We start from the raw sequence: 19,008 nt of genomic DNA on the forward strand, positions 1-19,008 counted from the left end.
GTCATGCGAAGGCCGTCAGCGTGCCTCGCGAATCTCCCAACGAGTGAGCCCGTACGAGACGACGTTCGAGGTCAGAGGTTAAAAGGCAAGCTCAGCGGATGCCGAGCACGAACATCGCCACCAGCATCGCCAGCGCCAGCAGGACGCCCGCTCTGCGCAGCATGGCCTGGGCGTCGCGCAGTTCCTTCGGCGGCTTGTTCTCGGGGTCGGACCACAGCATGTTCCCGATCCTGCTGCGCCGCCCGTTCCCACGCCTGAGTACAGGTACTCAAAGCCGCCCCCGTGCGGGACGGGGGCGGCTCGGGGGACGGCTTCGGGGGATGGCTCGCGGGCGGGCCGGCGGCTCAGGCCGGCCAGTACGTCCGCGCCCAGGCCCGGGGCCCGGGGCGGGGGCGGCCGGTGCGCGCGATGCGCCCCGGGTCCGACCACTGTTCGGGCGGCAGCGGCGCGCCGGACGACACGGCGGACGCCGCCGCGGCGCGCGCCCGGACCACCGCCAGCGCGGCGGCCAGCTCCTCGGGGGTGGGGTTGCCCCGTACGACCTTGATCATGGGCAGGCCTCTCTGGGAAGGGCGGGCGGCTAGAGCGGGATGTTGCCGTGCTTCTTCGGGGGCAGGGATTCCCGCTTCGTACGCAGCTGTCGCAGCCCCTTGACGATATGGGCCCGGGTGTCGGACGGCATGATCACCGCGTCGACGTAGCCGCGCTCGGCCGCCACGTACGGGTTGAGCAGCGCGTCCTCGTAGTCCGTCATCAGCTCGGCACGCTTCGCGTCCGGGTCCTCGGCGGCGGCGATGGTGCGCCGGTGCAGGATGTTCACCGCGCCCTGCGCCCCCATGACGGCGATCTGCGCGGTCGGCCAGGCCACGTTCAGGTCGGCGCCCAGGTGCTTGGAGCCCATCACGTCGTACGCGCCGCCGAAGGCCTTGCGGGTGATGACGGTGATCAGCGGGACCGTCGCCTCCGCGTAGGCGTAGATCAGCTTCGCGCCGCGCCGGATGATGCCGCCGTACTCCTGGTCCACGCCCGGCAGGAAGCCCGGCACGTCCACGAAGGTGATGACGGGCACGTTGAACGCGTCGCAGGTGCGGACGAAGCGGGCCGCCTTCTCGCTGGCGTTGATGTCCAGGCAGCCGGCGAACTGCATCGGCTGGTTGGCGACGATCCCGACCGGGTGGCCCTCGACCCGGCCGAAGCCGGTGATGATGTTCGGCGCGAACAGGGCCTGGGTCTCCAGGAACTCGCCGTCGTCCAGCACGTGCTCGATCGCGGTGTGCATGTCGTACGGCTGGTTCGCCGAGTCCGGGATGAGCGTGTCCAGCTCGCGGTCCTCGTCGGTGGTGGTGAGGTCCGCCTCCTCCGGGAAGGCCGGGGCCTCGGAGAGGTTGTTCGAAGGCAGGTACGACAGCAGCGACTTGACGTACTCGATGGCGTCCTTCTCGTCGCCCGCCATGTGGTGCGCCACCCCGGAGGTGGTGTTGTGCGTACGGGCGCCGCCCAGCTCCTCGAAGCCGACGTCCTCGCCGGTGACCGTCTTGATGACGTCGGGACCGGTGATGAACATGTGCGAGGTCTGGTCGACCATCACCGTGAAGTCGGTGATCGCGGGGGAGTAGACCGCGCCGCCCGCGCAGGGGCCGACGATCAGCGAGATCTGCGGGATCACCCCGGAGGCGTGCACATTGCGGCGGAAGATCTCGGCGAACAGACCGAGCGCGGCCACGCCCTCCTGGATCCGCGCGCCGCCGCCGTCGTTGATGCCGATGACCGGGCAGCCGGTCTTCAGCGCGAAGTCCATGACCTTGACGATCTTCTCGCCGTAGACCTCGCCGAGCGAACCGCCGAAGATCGTGAAGTCCTGCGAGTACACGCAGACCGGGCGGCCGTCGACCGTGCCGTAACCGGTGACGACGCCGTCCCCGTACGGGCGGTTCTTCTCGATGCCGAAGTTGGTGGAGCGGTGCCGGGCGAACTCGTCGAGCTCCACGAAGGAGCCCTCGTCCAGCAGCATCTCGACCCGCTCACGGGCCGTCAGCTTGCCCTTGGCGTGCTGCTTCTCGACCGCGCGGGCCGACCCGGCGTGCGTCGCCTCGTCGATGCGGCGCGTCAGGTCCGCGAGCTTGCCCGCGGTGGTGTGGATGTCGCTTAGCGGCTCGGACATCGGGGGGCGGCTCCCTGCCTGGTCACGGGGACGACGTCTGGCACCGGTCACGGGGGGACGGCCAGCCGTCAGTCCGGCTCTGGCTACTGACTCGTAGGGTATCGGCGCGTCTCCGGAAAGGCAGTGCGTCCTTTGCCACACCTAGGCTGGGTTGCATGACACCTCCGGATGCGCCACACAACCGCTGGTCGGACCTGGACCGGCCACCCCTCAACGTGACCGCGCTGCGCCGCGGACTGCTGCGGCCGGGCGCGCTGTGGACGTCGCTGGAGGTCGTGGAGTCCACCGGGTCCACCAACACCGACCTCGCCGGGCAGGCCCGTACCGGGGCGGCCGTCGAGGGCACGGTGCTGGTCGCCGAGGAGCAGACGGCCGGGCGCGGACGGCTGGAGCGGAGCTGGACCGCCCCGCCGCGCTCCGGGCTGTTCTTCTCGGTGTACCTGGAGCCCGGGGACATCCCGGTGGAGCGGTGGGGGTGGGTGCCGCTGCTGGCCGGGGTCGCCGCCGCGACCGGGCTCGCGAAGTCGGCAGGTGTCGACATGTCGCTGAAGTGGCCCAACGACCTGCTGGTCTCGATCCCCAAGGGCTCCGACAAGCTCCGTCCAGGGGAAGCCCCACTGAGGGAGGAACGCAAGACGGGCGGCATCCTCGGCGAGTTCGCCGGGGACGGCATCGTCGTCGGCCTGGGCGTCAACGTCTCCCTGCGCACCGACGAGCTGCCCGCCCCCACCGCCGGATCGCTGGCGCTCGCCGGAGCGGTCTCCACCGACCGGGAGACCCTGCTGCGGGCCGTCCTGCGCTCGCTGGAGGACTGGTACGGCCGCTGGAAGGCGGCCGACGGCGACGCGGCCGCGAGCGGGCTCCAGGCCGCCTACGCGGCGGGCTGCGCGACGCTGGACCGGGCCGTGCGCGCCGAGCTGCCGGGCGGGAGGTCCCTGGTCGGCGAGGCGGTCGCGATCGACGGGGACGGGCGTCTGGTCCTCTCCACCGAGGACGGGCTCCAGCAGCCGGTGTCGGCCGGCGACATCGTCCACCTGCGGGGCGCGGCGGGCGGCCTGACCTAGAGGAATCACCGGAAGAATCATGAGAGGCGTCCGACACGCGCCCGGGGCGGGGTTCCGCCCCGGCGGGCGTACCGGCGGATACCGCGTACGCCGGAGATGTCACGCGCGACCCACCGATGACGGGCAGCCAAGGACGTGAGCTGGGGCACACCTGCCGTATCGTTGAGGCGATCCAGCGACAGATCGGCAGGGCAGTGCGCAGGGAACGGGCAGGAGGCGGCTGGTGACCGTCGGCGACACGACGTCCGGCGCGGGTGAGGAGCCCGGGTCGGACTCCTCGGTCCACGCCACACCCCACCACGAGGTCGACCACACGGTGGAACCGACCGACGACCCCCTCGCCATCCGCCTGGAAGCGCTGATCCTGGGGGCCGACCGGCGCTACACACCCTTCCAGGCGGCCCGCACCGCCGGCGTCTCCATGGACCTGGCCTCCCGGTTCTGGCGGGCCATGGGCTTCGCCGACATCGGCCAGGCCAAGGCGCTCACCGAGGCCGACGTGCTCGCCCTGCGGCGGCTCGCCGGTCTCGTCGAGGCGGGGCTGCTCAGCGAGCCGATGGCGATCCAGGTCGCCCGATCCACCGGGCAGACCACCGCCCGGCTGGCCGAATGGCAGATCGACTCGTTCCTGGAGGGCCTGACCGAGCCGCCCGAGCCCGGCATGACCCGCACCGAGGTCACCTATCCGCTGATCGAGCTGCTGCTCCCGGAGCTCCAGGAGTTCCTCGTCTACGTGTGGCGGCGCCAGCTGGCCGCCGCCACCGGCCGGGTCGTGCAGGCCGCGGACGACGAGGAGATGGTCGACCGGCGCCTCGCCGTGGGCTTCGCGGACCTCGTCGGCTTCACCCGGCTGACCCGGCGGCTGGAGGAGGAGGAGCTCGGCGAGCTGGTCGAGTCCTTCGAGACGACCGCCGCGGACCTGGTCGCCGCGCACGGCGGCCGGCTCATCAAGACCCTCGGCGACGAGGTCCTCTTCGCCGCCGACGACGCGGGCACGGCCGCCGAGATAGCGCTCCGGCTGATCGAGGCCATGTCCCAGGACGAGACGATGCCCGCCCTGCGCGTCGGCATCGCCTTCGGCACGGTGACCACGCGCATGGGCGATGTCTTCGGCACCACGGTGAACCTCGCCAGCCGGCTCACCTCGATAGCTCCGAAGGACGCCGTCCTGGTCGACGGGGCGTTCGCCAAGGAGCTGGTCCGCCACGGCGACGCCCCGGAGTCCGAGGCACAGGCGGCCGAGGCCGTCGTGGCCGCCGCCGAACGGGCCCGGGTCGCCGAGGAGGAGGGCCGCGAGGCCGACGACAAGCCGCCGCTGCCCACGTACCGCTTCGGACTCCAGCCGATGTGGCAGCGCCCGGTGCGCGGGCTCGGCGTGGTGGAACCATGGCTGCTGGCCCGGCGCGGCAAGACCGGTTCCTGAGTCCGGCCCGCCCCTTCGTCATCTCTCCGCTCCTGAGCCCGGCGCACCCCTTCGTCGCCTCCCCGCTCCTGAGCCCGGCGCACCCTTTCGTCGCCTCCCCGCTCCCGGCACCCCTGTCGGGGGCGGTGCCGTCCTGTCTAGGATCCGTGACGGTAACGCTCGTTAACAGGCCGTCCACCGACAGGGGTGCACTCATGACCGTCACGTCCGAGCAGCGGTACGGGGATTTCGTCGTCGTACGGCGGCACGAGGGGCAGGACCACGTCGCCGAGCTGGTTCTCGACCGGCCCAAGGCCATGAACGCCGTCTCCACCGACATGGCCCGCTCCATCGCCGCCGCCTGCGAGGCGCTCGGCGCCGACCGGGACGTCCGGGCCACCGTCCTGACCTCCAGCCACGACCGGGCCTTCTGTGTGGGCGCGGACCTCAAGGAGCGCAACTCCTTCACCGACGCCGACCTGGTACGCCAGCGGCCCACTGCCCGCGCCGCCTACACCGGAGTCCTGGAGCTGCCGATGCCGGTGATCGCCGCCGTGCACGGCTTCGCCCTCGGCGGCGGCTTCGAACTCGCCCTCGCCTGCGATGTGATCGTCGCCGACGCCACCGCCGTGGTCGGGCTGCCCGAGGTGTCCGTGGGCGTCATCCCGGGCGGTGGCGGTACGCAGCTGCTGCCGCGCCGGGTGGGTGCGGCGCGCGCCGCCGAGCTGGTGTTCAGCGCCCGCCGGGTCGAGGCCGCCGAGGCGCGCGAACTGGGCCTGGTGGACGAGCTGGTCGAGGCGGGACGGGACCGTGAGGAGGCCCTCGCGCTGGGCGGCCGGATCGCCGCCAACTCGCCGGTCGGGCTGCGGGCCGCCAAGAAGGCGCTCCGGCTGGGCCACGGGCTGGACCTGCGGGCGGGCCTGGAGGTGGAGGATGCGGCCTGGCGGTCGGTGGCCTTCTCCGGGGACCGGGCGGAGGGGGTGGCCGCGTTCAACGAGAAGCGGCGCCCCGACTGGCCCGGTGAGTGACGCGGCGCGTACATCACACAGAGTGAGCATGACACGCGAAAATAGTTGAAACTAGTTACGCATCAAACTGCTTAAAAGGGGACAAATCTACATAAGCTGTAGAAATGGGTGGTGACGACGAACGGCTGCGGGCCGTGGTTTCGCTGGCGCAGACCATGGCCGCGGCCTACACGCCGCGTGAATCGTGGCGGGCGGCGGCGCTGGGCGCCTGCGAGGCGCTGAGCGGCAGTTTCGCCGCGCTCTCCGTGTGGGAGCGGGACCGGGGCAGGCTGCGGGTGCTGGTGAACGCGGGGCAACGGGCCGAGGGGGAGGAGGAGTTCCCCGAGGAGGAGACCTACCCGGTCCATGAGTTCCCGGAGATCACCGAGTTCCTGCACGAGCGGTGGGCGGGCGGCGGCGAGCCCGACGCCTGGGTGGAGACCGCCGACGGGCTGCCCGGTGCGGGCGGTCCGGCGCGCGGCGCCCGCCCGTACTGCCACCAGCGGGTCGCCGCGCTCCGGCGGCGCGGCCGGGGCTGCTGCGTGGTCGCGCCGATCGTGCTGCACGGCCGGGCCTGGGGCGAGCTGTATGTGGCGCGGCCGGCCGGACAGCCCGTCTTCGGCCGGGCCGACGCCGACTTCGCGACCGTGCTCGCCGCCGTCGTGGCCTCCGGGATCGCCCAGACCGAACGCCTTGAGGAGGTCCGGAAGCTGGCCTTCACCGACCCGCTGACCGGTCTGGCCAACCGCCGCGCGGTCGACATCCGGCTCGACGAGGCCATCGAGCGGCACCGCGTCGAGGACGCGGTCGTCAGCCTCGTCGTCTGCGACCTGAACGGACTCAAGGCGGTCAACGACACCCACGGCCACGCCGTCGGCGACCGCCTGCTGGAACGTTTCGGCTCGGTGCTGTCGCTGTGCGGGGCGATGCTGCCGGAGGCGCTGGCGGCCCGGCTCGGCGGCGACGAGTTCTGCCTCCTCGCGGCCGGCCCCCCGGCCGACGAGGTGGTCGGCGTCGCCACCGAGCTCTGCGACCGGGCGGCGGTGATCGAGCTGGGCGACGGGGTCGCCTGCGGGGTCGCGTCGACCGGCGACCCGATCGGCCCGGTGCGCTCGGCCCGCCGGCTGTTCCGGCTCGCGGACGCCGCCCAGTACCGGGCCAAGGCGGCCCGTTCGCTGGGGCCGGTGGTGGCCGGGCGGGACGGCGAGGTCATCCGGCTCGCGGACTCCCCGCCGAAGTCCGCGCACGACCGGCGCAGGCTGCGCGGCAACCGGCCGTAAGTGCGGGTGCCGACCTGTGCGGACCGCATGGCAGCCATCCGTCAGTACGGGCGCGCGGTTCCGGCCGTGGAGCGCCCGCCCGCGCTCCCGGCCCCCTGCGCCGCGCGCGCCGGGCGAGCCGCCCACGTACTCAGTCCCGTAAGGGGCCCTGACCCGAACCACTAGTGACATGAAGGGTTTCAGTCCGTACGCTGCTGAATATGGATATGCACACTGTTGTGGTGGGGACGTCCGGAACCACCGCCGAGGACGTCGTCGCCGTGGCCCGCCACGGCGCCCGGGTCGAGCTCTCCGCCGCCGCCGTGGAAGCCCTGGCCGCCGCCCGTCTCGTCGTGGACGCGCTCGCCGCCAAGCCCGAGCCGGTCTACGGCGTCTCCACCGGCTTCGGCGCCCTCGCCAGCCGCCACATCAGCCCGGAACTGCGGGCGCAGCTCCAGCGCAACATCGTCCGCTCGCACGCGGCCGGCATGGGCCCCCGCGTGGAGCGCGAGGTCGTCCGCGCGCTGATGTTCCTCCGGCTCAAGACGCTCGCCTCCGGCCACACCGGCGTACGCCCCGGGGTCGCCCGGACCATGGCGGACGTGCTGAACGCGGGCATCACGCCCGTCGTCCACGAGTACGGCTCGCTCGGCTGCTCCGGCGACCTCGCCCCGCTCTCGCACTGCGCGCTCACCCTGATGGGCGAGGGTGAAGCGGAGGGCCCCGACGGCACGGTCCGGCCCGCGGGCGAGCTGCTCGCCGCGCACGGCATCGCCCCGGTCGAACTCCGCGAGAAGGAAGGCCTGGCCCTCCTCAACGGAACCGACGGCATGCTCGGCATGCTGGTCATGGCCCTCGCCGACCTCAAGAACCTCTACACCTCGGCCGACATCACCGCCGCCCTCTCCCTGGAGGCGCTGCTCGGCACGGAGAAGGTCCTCGCCCCCGAGCTGCACGCCATCCGCCCGCACCCCGGCCAGGGCGCCAGCGCGGACAACATGCTGCGGGTGCTGGCAGGATCGGGCCTCACAGGGCATCACCAGGACGACGCGCCCCGGGTCCAGGACGCCTACTCCGTGCGCTGCGCCCCCCAGGTCAACGGCGCCGGCCGCGACACCCTCGACTACGCCGCCGTCGTCGCGGGCCGCGAACTGGCCTCCTCGGTCGACAACCCGGTGGTGCTTTCCGACGGCCGGGTGGAGTCGAACGGCAACTTCCACGGCGCGCCCGTCGCGTACGCCCTGGACTTCCTCGCGATCGTCGCCGCCGACCTCGGCTCGATCTGCGAACGCCGTACCGACCGGCTGCTCGACAAGAACCGCTCGCACGGGCTGCCGCCGTTCCTCGCGGACGACGCCGGGGTCGACTCGGGCCTGATGATCGCCCAGTACACCCAGGCCGCCCTGGTCAGCGAGATGAAGCGGCTCGCGGTCCCCGCCTCCGCCGACTCCATCCCGTCCTCCGCGATGCAGGAGGACCACGTCTCCATGGGCTGGTCCGCCGCACGCAAGCTCCGTACCGCCGTGGACAACCTGGCCAGGATCGTCGCCGTCGAGCTGTACGCGGCGACCCGCGCCGTCGAGATCCGCGCCGCCCAGGGCCTCACCCCCGCCCCCGCCTCGCAGGCCGCCGTGGACGCGCTGCGGGCCGCCGGCGCCGAGGGGCCGGGCCCGGACCGCTTCCTCGCGCCGGATCTGGCCGCCGCCGACGCGTTCGTACGGGAAGGGCGCCTGGTCGCGGCCGTGGAACCGGTCACGGGGCCGCTGGCCTGAGCCGGCCGCGTACGTACGGAAGCTGTACGGAGAGGCTGTACGGAAGGGGGCTGCCGCGCCGGGGTGCGGAGCCCTCTTCGTCCGTTACGTAACGTACGTACGCATACGTCACCTACGGGATCAGAGCGCCGGACGCATACCGGTCGCGGAGCGGCGGACCGAGTAGCTGACGAAGGCCGTGCCGAGGCCCAACAGGGCGGTGCCGCCGACGAGATACGGGGTGGTGTCCCGGCCGGGACCGGTGTCGGCGAGCCGCGCGCCGGAGGCGTCGCCAGAGGTTCCGGCGGGCTGCTCGGCGGTCGTCCGGCCGGCCGGGGCGGTCTGGGCGGTCTGGGCGGACAGCGGGCGGCTCTGCCCGGTCTCGCTGGTCTCCCCGGCTTCTCCGGTGGCGTTGGCCGACGGGACGAACCAGAGAGCGGCCAGCAGCGTGCCTGAGGCGGTGGTGGTCAGCAGTGTGCGACGAGCGACGGACACAGATTCGATCCCCTTGCGACAACCATGAGTTAGCCCCGTGGGCCGATGCTAAGCAAAGCAGCGGGTCGGTGGAAAGCCGTGGCCCCGCCGAGCCTTACGCTCCGGCCTATGAGCACAGAAGAGACATCCAGGTTTGTTCGACTTCGCGTGGAGATGGTGCTGGAGGTCACCGATCTCGACGCCCTGACCGGCACCGCCCTCGAATCCATCGCCGCCGAGTACGGGGAGCCCGTCGCGGCGGTCGCCGGAACCGACACCGCCGAGGAACGGATGCATGCCGAGGCCACGGTCCGGGCAGACGGAGCGGAGGCCCTCGCCTCACTGGTCGACCCCTTCGATCTGGTCAGCGAGGTGCCCGGGGTCGAACTCGCCCAGGCCTCCTGGAGCAGTGAGAGCATCGAGTACGACCCCGACGCGGAGGGCTGGGACGACGCGGACGACGGCGATGAGGACCTCTTCCTGCCACGGGACGGGGGCGACGAGGGCGACGATGAGGGGTACGGCGACGCGGTCGCGCACACGGGGAAGAACGACGGCGAGGACGGTGACCCCGCGCAGCGGGTGTGACGTGTGAGAACACCGGCCCCGGCCCCGCTCACCTGCGGACCGGGGCCGCGCTGTGCGGCGGTGGAAACCGGGACCCGGCCGCGGGAACCGCCACCGGTGGGGCCGCGTCGATGAGTGGTGTTCCCCACATCTGTCGTGGAGGGGGAACGGAACACCCTTTCCGGGTGTTCTTGGAAGATTGACGGGGATTAGCGGCCTGGCGGCCCCGTCCGGGGATTTTCGGGGAATCGGCGACGATGGAGAAGCGTGTGATGACGGACAGCAAGCGGCGCAGGGGCCTGGTGGCCATGTCCGCACTGCTCGGCGGCGTGCTGGTGCTTTCGGCCTGTAACGACGACGGCGACAAGGGCGGAAAGACGAGCGCCGGGAGTTCGGAGTCGTCGCAGCAGGAAGTGGACAAGGCGGCAGCCGCGGACGCCTCCGAGGCACAGATAACGATCAAGCCGAAGGACCGCGCGACCAACGCCAGCATCAACAACGCGGCCCAGGTCACCGTCGCCAAGGGCAAGCTGACCGAGGTCATCATGACCACGGCGGACGGCACCCCGGTCGAGGGCACCCTGGCGGCCGACGGTTCCAGCTGGAAGCCCGCGGACCAGCTGGAGCGGTCCACCACGTACAAGATCAACGCCACGGCGGCCGACGCGAAGGGCCGCGAGGCCCACGAGAACAGCTCCTTCACCACCGTCTCGCCCGACAACAGCTTCATCGGGAACTTCACCCCCGAGGACGGTTCCACGGTCGGCGTCGGGATGCCCGTCTCGATCAACTTCAACAAGGCGATCACGGACAAGAAGGCCGTCCAGGACGGCATCACCGTGACCTCCAGCAGCGGCCAGGAGGTCGTCGGCCACTGGTTCAACTCCCAGCGCCTGGACCTGCGCCCGGAGGACTACTGGCAGGGCGGCTCCACCGTCACCCTGAAGCTGGCGCTCGACGGCGTCGAGGGCGCGGACGGCGTCTTCGGCGTCCAGCAGAAGACCGTGACCTTCAAGGTCGGCCGCAACCAGGTCTCCACCGTCGACGTGAAGACCAAGATGATGACGGTCACCCGCGACGGCAAGACGATCAAGACGATCCCGATCTCCGCGGGCTCCCCCGAGAACCCCACGTACAACGGTCAGATGGTGATCTCCGAGAAGCACAAGGAGACCCGGATGAACGGCGCCACCGTCGGCTTCACCGATGACGACGGCAAGGGCGAGTACGACATCAAGGACGTGCCGCACGCCATGCGTCTGTCCACGTCGGGCACCTTCATCCACGGCAACTACTGGGGCAAGGGCATCTTCGGCAACGCCAACACCAGCCACGGCTGCGTGGGCCTCGCCGACGTGAAGGGCGCGAACGACTCCAGCGCGCCGGGCGCCTGGTTCTACGACAACTCGCTCGTCGGCGACGTGGTCATCGTCAAGAACTCCCCGGACAAGACGATCACCCCGGACAACGGCCTCAACGGCTGGAACATGAGCTGGTCGGAGTGGACGGCCGGCTCCCAGGCCTGATCCCCCCCACCCGCTTTCCCCCCTCGCACCACCCCGTCCCCGCCCGAAGGCGGCGGCCCCGGAACGCTCCGGGACCGCCGCCTTCGGCGTGTCCCGTGCCCGGTCCGCGCCTATAACACCGCGTCCAGCCCTGAAAGGACGCGGCGGAGGAACCCGGCGTCGGGCCCCGGGACGCGCCGGAGGATGTCGGCGTCGGGCCTTGCCCCTGCGGCCCTGCGCCCGAGCAGCTCGGCGTCCCGGCGCTGCGGCAACGGCGGGTGGACTGCCAGCTCGGCCCACACCACCTTTCCGCCCGCGGCGCGGTAGGAACCCCAGCGCCCCGCCGGCTGCTGTACGAGGAGGAGGCCGCGCCCGTCCTCGGCGTCGTCGTCGGCCGGTGTGAGCCTGGGCAGTTCCTCCGACCCGTCCCACACCTCGATGACGACACTGTTCTCCAGGCCGACCAGGCATACGTGGACGAGGTGGAGTTCTGCCAACTCACCCCACGTCGGCTTCTCGATCACTACCCCGGTGACCGTGATGGCGTTGGTCACCAGTTCCGAGGCAACCAGAAGGACGTCGTCCTCGATGGGCGCCCCTCGCCACTTGGACAAGGTCAGCCGCAGGAACTGACGCGACGTCGAGACGGCCGACCGCACTGCGGTCAGCGAGAGTTGGTCGACGAAGCGCACCTGCCGGATCTGGTACGGCGCCTCCTCGCACATCATGAGCAGTCGTCCAGGCTGACGACTTTCGCGCCGGTGGCGTAGGCGAGGTGCGTGAGCATGGCGTTCTGGAGCGACCGGCTGAGCGCCAGTTCCCGGTAGGACGGCACGACCACGTGCTTCGCCTCGGCGCGCTGGACCGCCTCCACCAGCTCGGTGAACGCGGACTGCGCTCCCGGAACGTACTCGTGGAACACGGTCGCCAGAAGGAAACCGTTGTCATCGGCGTAGGCGGTCAGATCGTCCTGTTTCTGCTGGGCCTCCTCGTCGCTCATGTCGTCGGGCACACGCATGTAGCCAAAGATCAGCGGGTTCATCGTGCTTGGTCCCCTCGCGTCGCCAGCGATCACCTGGAGTGTTCGCGCCAGTCATGTGGGTCACCGAGTGAAGCACTGGATTATTCGAATATGCAACACTCCAGATTGGAAATCGTGAATTCGATTCCTCGAACGAATATCCCCTATTCCATAATGACGATACTCAGGCTTCCATTTCGGATGTAGGGTGGGTTTCAGATCGGAGGCGCATCAAGTGGTGGAAGCGGCAAGCGGTTCGACAGTGCCCCGCCGTCAACTGGGGCGACACCTGCGTGAGCTGCGCAATCGCGCGCGGCTGACCGTGCGCGCGGCGTCGACGGCCCTGGAGTGGTCGGATCAGAAGATCTGGCGCATCGAGACGGGCCAGACCTCCATGCGCAGCCTGGATGTTGAGGCCATGTGTCGTGCGTACGGCGCTGACGCCGAGTTGACCAAAGGTCTGATGGGGCTGGCCAAGGAGACCAAGAACCGGGGGTGGTGGCACGCCTACGGCGACGTGATCCCGGAGGGCTTCGACCTCTTCATCGGGCTGGAAGGGGCGGCGGCAAGTCTGCGTCAGTACATCAAGGACCTGGTGCCGGGGCTCGTGCAGACAGAGGACTACGCCCGAGCGCTGATCCGGGAGGGCACCCATGACGTCGACCGCGATGAGATCGAGCGGCGGGTGCATGTCCGAATGGCGCGGCAGGAGTTGCTGACCAGGGTGACCAGCCCACCCACCTTGCAGTTGGCGCTCGGCGAAGCGGTGCTCCGCCAACCGGTCGGCGGAGGCGAGGTAATGGCTCGCCAGTTGCACCGCCTGGCGGAGACGATGGAACTGCCGAACGTCTCATTGCGGGTCGTACCGTTCGCGACAGGCCTGCACTACGGCCTCGTGTCGGGGCCGTTCACGCTCTTGCGCTTCCCCGTCAACGGCGACGGACAGCCGATGGAACCGCCCACCGTCTACATGGAGGGCTTCACCGGCGACCTGTACCTCGACAAACCGCAGGAGATCGAGCGGTACGACCAGGCGTTCACTTCCATCTGGGGTGCGGCTCTGGATCACAAGGGCACCCAGGACATCCTTCGGCGAGCGGCAAAGGAGTTTTCCCGATGATGAGCGCGGATCTGACAGGCGCGGTATGGCGTAAGTCCAGCCGCTCACAGAACAACGCCACCTGCGTCGAGGTCGCCTTCCTCGGCGATGGCCGCGTGGCCATGCGCGACAGCAAGGACGCCGGGAACGGTCCCGCTCTCGTCTTCACCTCCGGTGAGTGGGCCGCGTTCGAAGGCGGCGTCGTGGACGGCGAGTTCAGGCGGTCGTAGGCACGAGCCCCGCACGCGGTCGCAGGAGCTCGGTCAGGACGACTGGCCGGGCGCTTCGCCGTGCGGGCCACCGCCGTACCCTCCGGGGCAACCGACGTCCTTCGCCTCGCCCCGGCAGCGTCATGGAGTTCCCCAGCGCCACGCTGCCCCCAAGGACCGGACCAGAGAACCTGGCTCAAAGAACCACCGCCCCGCTGTCCGCCACTACGCGGGCCGAGCCATCGCCACCGGCGAGGCGTGCGGTCGCCCCGCTCACCCATCCGCTAGGGGGTCTGGTCATCCGGGGCAGGCGGGTGGGCGCGGTACTCGACAGGCCAGCGCCAGAGAATCAGTACAAACGATATGAGCGCGGCCATTCCCAGTGTCCAGGCCCAGACAGCGGCGGTCGCGGTCTCGTTGTCCGGGCCCGGTTCGCTGTTTACCGCAACGGCCAGCGCGATGATCGAGCCGGTGAATGTGGCGAGTCCGAGGTACAGCTGGCCGATGACCTCGGCACGGGCCCGTGTCCACGTGCACCGGTAGCGGGTGTAGGCCACGGGGCCGGACTGTTCACTGCGACGAGGGGCGATGAATTCCTCGCTGGTCTTCTCGTGTTCTGGCTTGGTGGTCATGAGGGATCACGGTACCGGGCTCCTCAACTCCCGCCTGGGGGTCAGCCACTTCACCTCGGACGGGGTTAGTCGCTGGATAACTCCGCGCCGTCTGGGTGCCACCGCCGCCCTGTACGCCGTCTTCGTCAGCGGCTGGTACCTCGGCCAGCCCCTCCCTCATGTCGGCTGCCGCGACGAACCGGCGACCGGCGACTGGCGCTGAAGAACCGCCCCCGGTCCGCCTCACCCGCGGCAGGCCGAGGAACAGGCTCAGCCCGTACGACCCTCCACCGCCGCCCGGTAGCACCGCAGGTCGCTGCGCCGGACCTGACGCACCCCCGCGAGGTCCTCGTGCGCCTCGGCCGGGCGGCCGGGGGATCGCTCGACGGGGCTAGGAGCCGCTGGGCCCCGGAGTCCCCGGAGCCGGTGCCAGGGCTGGCGCGGCAGCCAGAGGAGCCCGTACAGCCAGCGCAGCACCAGCCGGCGGAATCCCGGCCGGCCCGCGTCGGGCAGCCGGATCACCCGGACGCCCATGATCAGCTTTCCGGCGCTCGCGCGGACGGCCAGCGTCAGCAGCACCTGGTTGGCGAACGACAGCGCGATCAGCTGGAGAACCAGCAGGGCGACCGCGCGCCCCGCCCCGCCGGCGTTCAGGCAGGACCGCACCAGCAGCCCGACGGCCAGCAGGCACAGATAGGCGTCGAGCCCGACCGCCAGATAGCGCCGCATGTCACCCGTGCCCCTCGGGAGGCGCGGCTGCCTCCGGAGCCCCGGGGCGGGATACGCGGAGGGGCGGGCGTACGCCGGATACGCCGCCCGCGGAAGCGCGTGCCCGTACGGCGGCGGTGGCGGTGCCGGGGACGGGTCCGGACGGGACCGCGCGGGGCCGTTCCCGGCCCGGCGCATTCCATACAGCGCCCGTAACTCGTCAGGAGGCTGCCCTCTCCGACGCCCCCGCGGCTTCGTCATGGGGGCATCATGACTGATCGTCAGTCGGGGTGTCCCTGTTCCTGACGGGTAACTCCCGCGCCCCGGCGTTGTTTTCACGCGACCCGGGCGATCGCCGGTCCCCGGCTGCACAGTCGCTCCATTCCCGGCCGGTCCCCGGCTGCACGGTTGCTTCGTTCCCGGCCGGCCCCCGGGGCGAGGTGTAGCCCGCTGCACGCCGATACGGGGGTCCCCTCCCCTCCTGGGACGCGCGCCGGCGGGCAGGCTGGAGGCATCACCGATCACGGAGGCATCGCCGTCATGAAGTCCCTGCTCCGGCTCGTCCTGTTCGCCGCACTCGCCGCCAACATCTTCCTCAGCCTCGCCGTCGAGGAGAGCGGCCTCCAGATCACCCTGAGCTTCGCGGCAGGCCTCGCCGCGCTCGCCTCCGGAATCGGGCTCTGGGTGCTGCGCGGCCCCCGCGAGAGCCGATCCGGGATGTGACCTTCGCCACCCGGTGGTCGTGGCCGGGGAGCGGTCCGGAACGCACGGTCCGCCCGTCACGGCGCATCGGAGGCCGGCGGAGGGCCTGCGGGCTCTTACGCCGGGCCTGCCGGCCCAACTCGGGCGCGGAGATCCGGAGCGGCGGTCCGGGCGCTGACCGGGACTCCTGATCATGGTCAATATGCGGAACACCCCCGGAGATCATCGGGCCGCACTGGAGAATCGGACCGTACGACGGTCCCCCGCATCGCCCGGCCGGGCGACGGCCGCGCGGTCCTCCCGAGCGGGAGTCCGCGGGGCTCCGGCGGGGGAGGTGGACCGGCGGCGCTCCCTCCGGGACGGGGGCGCCGACGCGCACGAGCCCGACGACGGAAGGTCTTGATCAGATGCCGGTCATCCCCGACTCGCCCGACTCCGCCCGCACGACCGATGCCGCGGCCCGCGTCATCGAACCGCTCTACGCCGAGATCCTGCGCCGCAACCAGGGCGAGCAGGAGTTCCACCAGGCGGTCCGCGAGGTCCTGGAGACGCTCGGACCGGTGCTCACCCAGCGACCCGAGTTCGTCGACGCGCGCATCATCGAACGGATATGCGAGCCCGAGCGCCAGTTGATCTTCCGGGTGCCGTGGTCGGACGACTCCGGCGGCATCCACGTCAACCGCGGCTTCCGGGTGGAGTTCTCCAGCTCGCTCGGCCCCTACAAGGGCGGGCTGCGCTTCCATCCCTCGGTCAACCTCGGCATCGTGAAGTTCCTCGGCTTCGAGCAGATCTTCAAGAACGCCCTCACCGGCATGCCCATCGGCGGCGGCAAGGGCGGCGCGGACTTCGACCCCAAGGGCCGTTCCGACGCCGAGATCATGCGGTTCTGCCAGTCCTTCATGACCGAACTCCACCGCCACCTGGGGGAGTACACCGACGTCCCCGCCGGTGACATCGGCGTCGGAGGCCGCGAGATCGGCTACCTCTTCGGCCAGTACAAGCGGATCACCAACCGTTACGAGTCCGGCGTCCTCACCGGCAAGGGCCTCGGCTGGGGCGGCGCACAGGCGCGTACGGAGGCCACCGGCTACGGCACGGTCCTGTTCACCGCCGAGATGCTGCGCAGCCGGGGCGAGTCGCTGGAGGGCCAGACCGTCTCGGTCTCCGGCTCCGGCAACGTGGCCATCTACGCCATCGAGAAGGCCCAGCAGCTCGGCGCGACCGTGGTGACCTGCTCGGACAGCGGCGGCTATGTCGTCGACGAGAAGGGCATCGACCTCGACCTCCTCAAGGAGGTCAAGGAGGCCGGCCGCGGCCGGGTCTCGGAGTACGCCGAACGACGCGGCGCGCACGCCCGGTTCGTACCCGGAACGGGGGTGTGGTCGGTCCCGGTGGACGTGGCCCTGCCCTGCGCCACGCAGAACGAACTCCACGAGGCCGACGCGCTGGACCTCGTACGCAACGGGGTCAAGGCGGTCGCGGAGGGCGCCAACATGCCCACCACCCCGGAGGCGGTCCGGGTGTTCCAGGAGGCGGGCGTCGCCTTCGCCCCCGGCAAGGCGGCCAACGCGGGCGGGGTCGCGACGAGCGCGCTGGAGATGCAGCAGAACGCGTCCCGGGACTCGTGGACCTTCGCCCACACCGAGGAGCGCCTCGCCGAGATCATGCGCCACATCCACGACTCCTGCTTCACGACCGCCGAACGGTACGGGAGCCCCGGCAACTACGTGGTGGGCGCGAATATCGCCGGCTTCGAGCTGGTCGCGGACGCGATGCTGGCGCAAGGGCTGATCTGACCGCACGGCAAGGGCTGATCCGACCGCACGGCAGGGGCTGATCCGACCGTACGAACGGAGTCGTCGGTGCTGGTGCTGGTGCTGGTGCTGGTGCTGGTGCTGGTGCTGTCGCCGGCGCCGCTGCCCCATGCGAGTGAGGCTGCTCGGCGTGGCCTCCCCCGCACGGGGGAGCGGGTTGGCCCGCCCGGGGGATTCCTCGTCGCTCCTGCTCCGCGAGGGTGGAGCCATGACGCTGAGGATCCTTCACCGGCCCCCGACCGCCGGCGACACCGAGCGGCCCGTTCCCCGCTGGGCGACGCGCCTGGCCTGCGCCCTGCCGCTGCTTCTGCTGCCGTCGTGCCTGTGGCGGCTGCCCTTCGCCCTGCACTTCGAGATGGGGCAGGTCCAGGAGGGCAGCTCGCCTGCCTACTGGCTGAGCATTCCGTACGTCCTCGGGCTCAGCGTGTTGACGGAAGTGATCGCGATCCTGACCATCGGGCTGGTCAGGGGCTGGGGGGAAGTGGTGCCCGCCTGGATACCGGTCATCGGCGGCAGACGGGTCCGGCCGATGGCGGCCGCGGTCCCCGCCGTCGTCGGCGGCCTGATCCTCACCTTGCTGTTCACCGCCGTCCCCATCGGCGGGGATCGGCATCTCGCCCTGTACGGCATCGTCGACTCCATCTCCTACACCAACGGCGCCTGGAAAGCGCTGGCGGCGGTGTGCGTCACCCCCGTCGCCGCATGGGGACCCATCACCATCGCTCTCGCGATCGCCTACTACCGCCGCCGAACCCGCGCCCTCGCCGCCGGGTGAGGACCCGGAGCGACTTGTTCCCGTGTGGGGCCGAGGCGCGTGGGCGACAACACGGTTGTACGGGCGCGACGCGGTTGCACGGGCGGCGGCACATGGTTGTGCGGGCGACAACACGGCTGCGTGGGTGGGAACGGCAACACGGTCGTGTGGGCGACAACACGGCTGCGTGGGTGGGAACGGCAACACGGCTGCGTGAGGCGGCGGCCATCAGTGGTCAGTCCCCCGAACACGGCCGTCCGTCACGCGACTTCGCCGACAGCAGATCCGCCCGGAGCGCAACGTCCGACCCGTGCCACGGCGGCGCGGTGCTCCTAGGCTGAGGGCGGTGAGCATCCGAGCGACGAACCAGACCGACGTGATCCCTCTGCGCCCGTTCCCGGGGCCGGCGCAGGCTCCGACCGACGCCCTGCCCCGGGAGCCGCTCTGGCGTGACCTCGTCGGTGAGGTGCTGCGGCGTGAACGCCGGGCGCAGGCGCGGACGCTGAAGGACGTCGCCGACGCGGCCCGGATATCCATGGCGTACCTCTCCGAGGTGGAGCGCGGCCGCAAGGAGGCATCGTCCGAGGTGCTGGCCGCCGCCGCCCAGGCCCTCGGTCTGAGCCTTGCCGACGTCCTGGCGCTGGCCGGGGAGCGGCTGATCAGTCTCGCCGCAGTCAGGTCCAGGTCCCGGTCCGGCTCGCTCGGGTCGGGGGCGGCAGGCGCCCACCGGTCCGTACGGACGACAAGGCCGGCCGGTCCGACAGGCCCGGTCGTTCCGGCCGGCCCGATGGGCGGCATGCTGCTGGCCGCCTGACAGTGAGGATGTACGTGAGCGTTCCCCGGCGGGGTCTGACCCACCGCCTGACTGACTCAGGGTCCTCAACGGGATGTGTCGGCTCT

At 71.1% G+C, this 19,008-nt stretch carries 21 protein-coding genes; 13 read left to right on the plus strand and 8 right to left on the minus strand.

Going from position 1 to position 19,008, the window contains the following annotated elements:
- Positions 1-91 precede the first annotated feature (91 nt).
- From mmpB to ACGF2Y_RS35775, 3 genes are all read right to left on the minus strand, one after another.
- Entirely contained in the window at positions 92-220 is a 129-nt protein-coding gene (gene mmpB / locus ACGF2Y_RS35765) for a morphogenic membrane protein MmpB (protein WP_274032677.1), read from the minus strand.
- 124 nt (positions 221-344) lie between these two features.
- Positions 345-551 carry an acyl-CoA carboxylase epsilon subunit gene (locus ACGF2Y_RS35770; protein WP_030086852.1) on the minus strand — a complete coding sequence of 69 codons (207 nt, stop codon included), beginning with the start codon at positions 549-551 and terminating at the stop codon, positions 345-347.
- Positions 552-580: 29 nt separating this feature from the next.
- Positions 581-2,161: an acyl-CoA carboxylase subunit beta gene (locus tag ACGF2Y_RS35775; protein WP_392956074.1), complete on the minus strand. Its 1,581-nt coding sequence runs from the start codon at positions 2,159-2,161 to the stop codon at positions 581-583.
- A 155-nt stretch (positions 2,162-2,316) separates the two neighbouring features.
- On the opposite strand from ACGF2Y_RS35775, the gene ACGF2Y_RS35780 reads away from it, so the two are divergent.
- From ACGF2Y_RS35780 to hutH, 5 genes are all read left to right on the plus strand, one after another.
- Complete coding sequence (locus ACGF2Y_RS35780) at positions 2,317-3,225, plus strand: biotin--[acetyl-CoA-carboxylase] ligase (protein WP_392956076.1); 909 nt, start codon at positions 2,317-2,319, stop codon at positions 3,223-3,225.
- Between the two features lie 223 nt (positions 3,226-3,448).
- Positions 3,449-4,648: an adenylate/guanylate cyclase domain-containing protein gene (locus tag ACGF2Y_RS35785; protein WP_392956077.1), complete on the plus strand. Its 1,200-nt coding sequence runs from the start codon at positions 3,449-3,451 to the stop codon at positions 4,646-4,648.
- A gap of 194 nt (positions 4,649-4,842) precedes the next feature.
- Positions 4,843-5,655, plus strand: a complete 813-nt coding sequence (locus tag ACGF2Y_RS35790; RefSeq protein WP_392956079.1) for an enoyl-CoA hydratase/isomerase family protein — start codon at positions 4,843-4,845, stop codon at positions 5,653-5,655.
- Positions 5,656-5,759: 104 nt separating this feature from the next.
- Positions 5,760-6,914: a diguanylate cyclase domain-containing protein gene (locus ACGF2Y_RS35795; protein ID WP_392956082.1), complete on the plus strand. Its 1,155-nt coding sequence runs from the start codon at positions 5,760-5,762 to the stop codon at positions 6,912-6,914.
- Between the two features lie 200 nt (positions 6,915-7,114).
- A complete protein-coding gene (hutH, locus tag ACGF2Y_RS35800) occupies positions 7,115-8,665 on the plus strand; it encodes a histidine ammonia-lyase (protein ID WP_392956085.1) in 1,551 nt (516 codons plus the stop codon).
- Positions 8,666-8,785: 120 nt separating this feature from the next.
- On the opposite strand, the gene ACGF2Y_RS35805 is transcribed toward hutH, so the two are convergent.
- Positions 8,786-9,139 (minus strand): hypothetical protein, encoded by a 354-nt coding sequence (locus ACGF2Y_RS35805; RefSeq protein WP_392956087.1) that lies wholly within the window; start codon positions 9,137-9,139, stop codon positions 8,786-8,788.
- Between the two features lie 108 nt (positions 9,140-9,247).
- Between ACGF2Y_RS35805 and ACGF2Y_RS35810 the strand changes: the two genes are divergently transcribed.
- Both ACGF2Y_RS35810 and ACGF2Y_RS35815 read left to right on the plus strand, forming a co-directional pair.
- Positions 9,248-9,706 (plus strand): hypothetical protein, encoded by a 459-nt coding sequence (locus ACGF2Y_RS35810; RefSeq protein WP_392956089.1) that lies wholly within the window; start codon positions 9,248-9,250, stop codon positions 9,704-9,706.
- Positions 9,707-9,942: 236 nt separating this feature from the next.
- Entirely contained in the window at positions 9,943-11,211 is a 1,269-nt protein-coding gene (locus tag ACGF2Y_RS35815) for an Ig-like domain-containing protein (RefSeq protein ID WP_392956092.1), read from the plus strand.
- Positions 11,212-11,321: 110 nt separating this feature from the next.
- On the opposite strand, the gene ACGF2Y_RS35820 is transcribed toward ACGF2Y_RS35815, so the two are convergent.
- A complete protein-coding gene (locus ACGF2Y_RS35820; RefSeq protein ID WP_392956094.1) occupies positions 11,322-11,918 on the minus strand; it encodes an ATP-binding protein in 597 nt (198 codons plus the stop codon).
- Positions 11,915-12,208, minus strand: a complete 294-nt coding sequence (locus ACGF2Y_RS35825) for a recombinase family protein (RefSeq protein WP_392956097.1) — start codon at positions 12,206-12,208, stop codon at positions 11,915-11,917. The genes ACGF2Y_RS35820 and ACGF2Y_RS35825 overlap by 4 nt, the downstream gene beginning before the upstream one ends.
- A gap of 238 nt (positions 12,209-12,446) precedes the next feature.
- Here ACGF2Y_RS35825 and ACGF2Y_RS35830 point away from each other — a divergent pair, with 238 nt between their 5' ends.
- Both ACGF2Y_RS35830 and ACGF2Y_RS35835 read left to right on the plus strand, forming a co-directional pair.
- The gene (locus tag ACGF2Y_RS35830; RefSeq protein WP_392956100.1) at positions 12,447-13,331 is read left to right on the plus strand and encodes a helix-turn-helix domain-containing protein; all 885 of its coding nucleotides are present in this window, start codon (positions 12,447-12,449) and stop codon (positions 13,329-13,331) included.
- Entirely contained in the window at positions 13,328-13,540 is a 213-nt protein-coding gene (locus tag ACGF2Y_RS35835; protein WP_392956101.1) for a DUF397 domain-containing protein, read from the plus strand. The genes ACGF2Y_RS35830 and ACGF2Y_RS35835 overlap by 4 nt, the downstream gene beginning before the upstream one ends.
- Before the next feature lie 263 nt (positions 13,541-13,803).
- On the opposite strand, the gene ACGF2Y_RS35840 is transcribed toward ACGF2Y_RS35835, so the two are convergent.
- Complete coding sequence (locus tag ACGF2Y_RS35840) at positions 13,804-14,151, minus strand: hypothetical protein (protein ID WP_392956104.1); 348 nt, start codon at positions 14,149-14,151, stop codon at positions 13,804-13,806.
- A gap of 249 nt (positions 14,152-14,400) precedes the next feature.
- Positions 14,401-14,859: an RDD family protein gene (locus ACGF2Y_RS35845; protein ID WP_392956107.1), complete on the minus strand. Its 459-nt coding sequence runs from the start codon at positions 14,857-14,859 to the stop codon at positions 14,401-14,403.
- A 519-nt stretch (positions 14,860-15,378) separates the two neighbouring features.
- On the opposite strand from ACGF2Y_RS35845, the gene ACGF2Y_RS35850 reads away from it, so the two are divergent.
- The 4 genes from ACGF2Y_RS35850 to ACGF2Y_RS35865 all read left to right on the plus strand — a co-directional run bounded on the left by ACGF2Y_RS35850 (position 15,379) and on the right by ACGF2Y_RS35865 (position 18,922).
- Positions 15,379-15,561 (plus strand): hypothetical protein, encoded by a 183-nt coding sequence (locus tag ACGF2Y_RS35850; RefSeq protein ID WP_392956108.1) that lies wholly within the window; start codon positions 15,379-15,381, stop codon positions 15,559-15,561.
- 386 nt (positions 15,562-15,947) lie between these two features.
- Entirely contained in the window at positions 15,948-17,336 is a 1,389-nt protein-coding gene (gdhA, locus tag ACGF2Y_RS35855; protein WP_392956111.1) for an NADP-specific glutamate dehydrogenase, read from the plus strand.
- Positions 17,337-17,562: 226 nt separating this feature from the next.
- Positions 17,563-18,129: a hypothetical protein gene (locus ACGF2Y_RS35860; protein ID WP_392956113.1), complete on the plus strand. Its 567-nt coding sequence runs from the start codon at positions 17,563-17,565 to the stop codon at positions 18,127-18,129.
- 325 nt (positions 18,130-18,454) lie between these two features.
- Positions 18,455-18,922 (plus strand): helix-turn-helix domain-containing protein, encoded by a 468-nt coding sequence (locus tag ACGF2Y_RS35865; protein ID WP_392956115.1) that lies wholly within the window; start codon positions 18,455-18,457, stop codon positions 18,920-18,922.
- Positions 18,923-19,008 lie beyond the last annotated feature (86 nt).

Source organism: Streptomyces sp. NPDC048142 (assembly GCF_043202835.1).
In the GTDB taxonomy this organism is placed as follows: Bacteria; Actinomycetota; Actinomycetes; order Streptomycetales; family Streptomycetaceae; genus Streptomyces.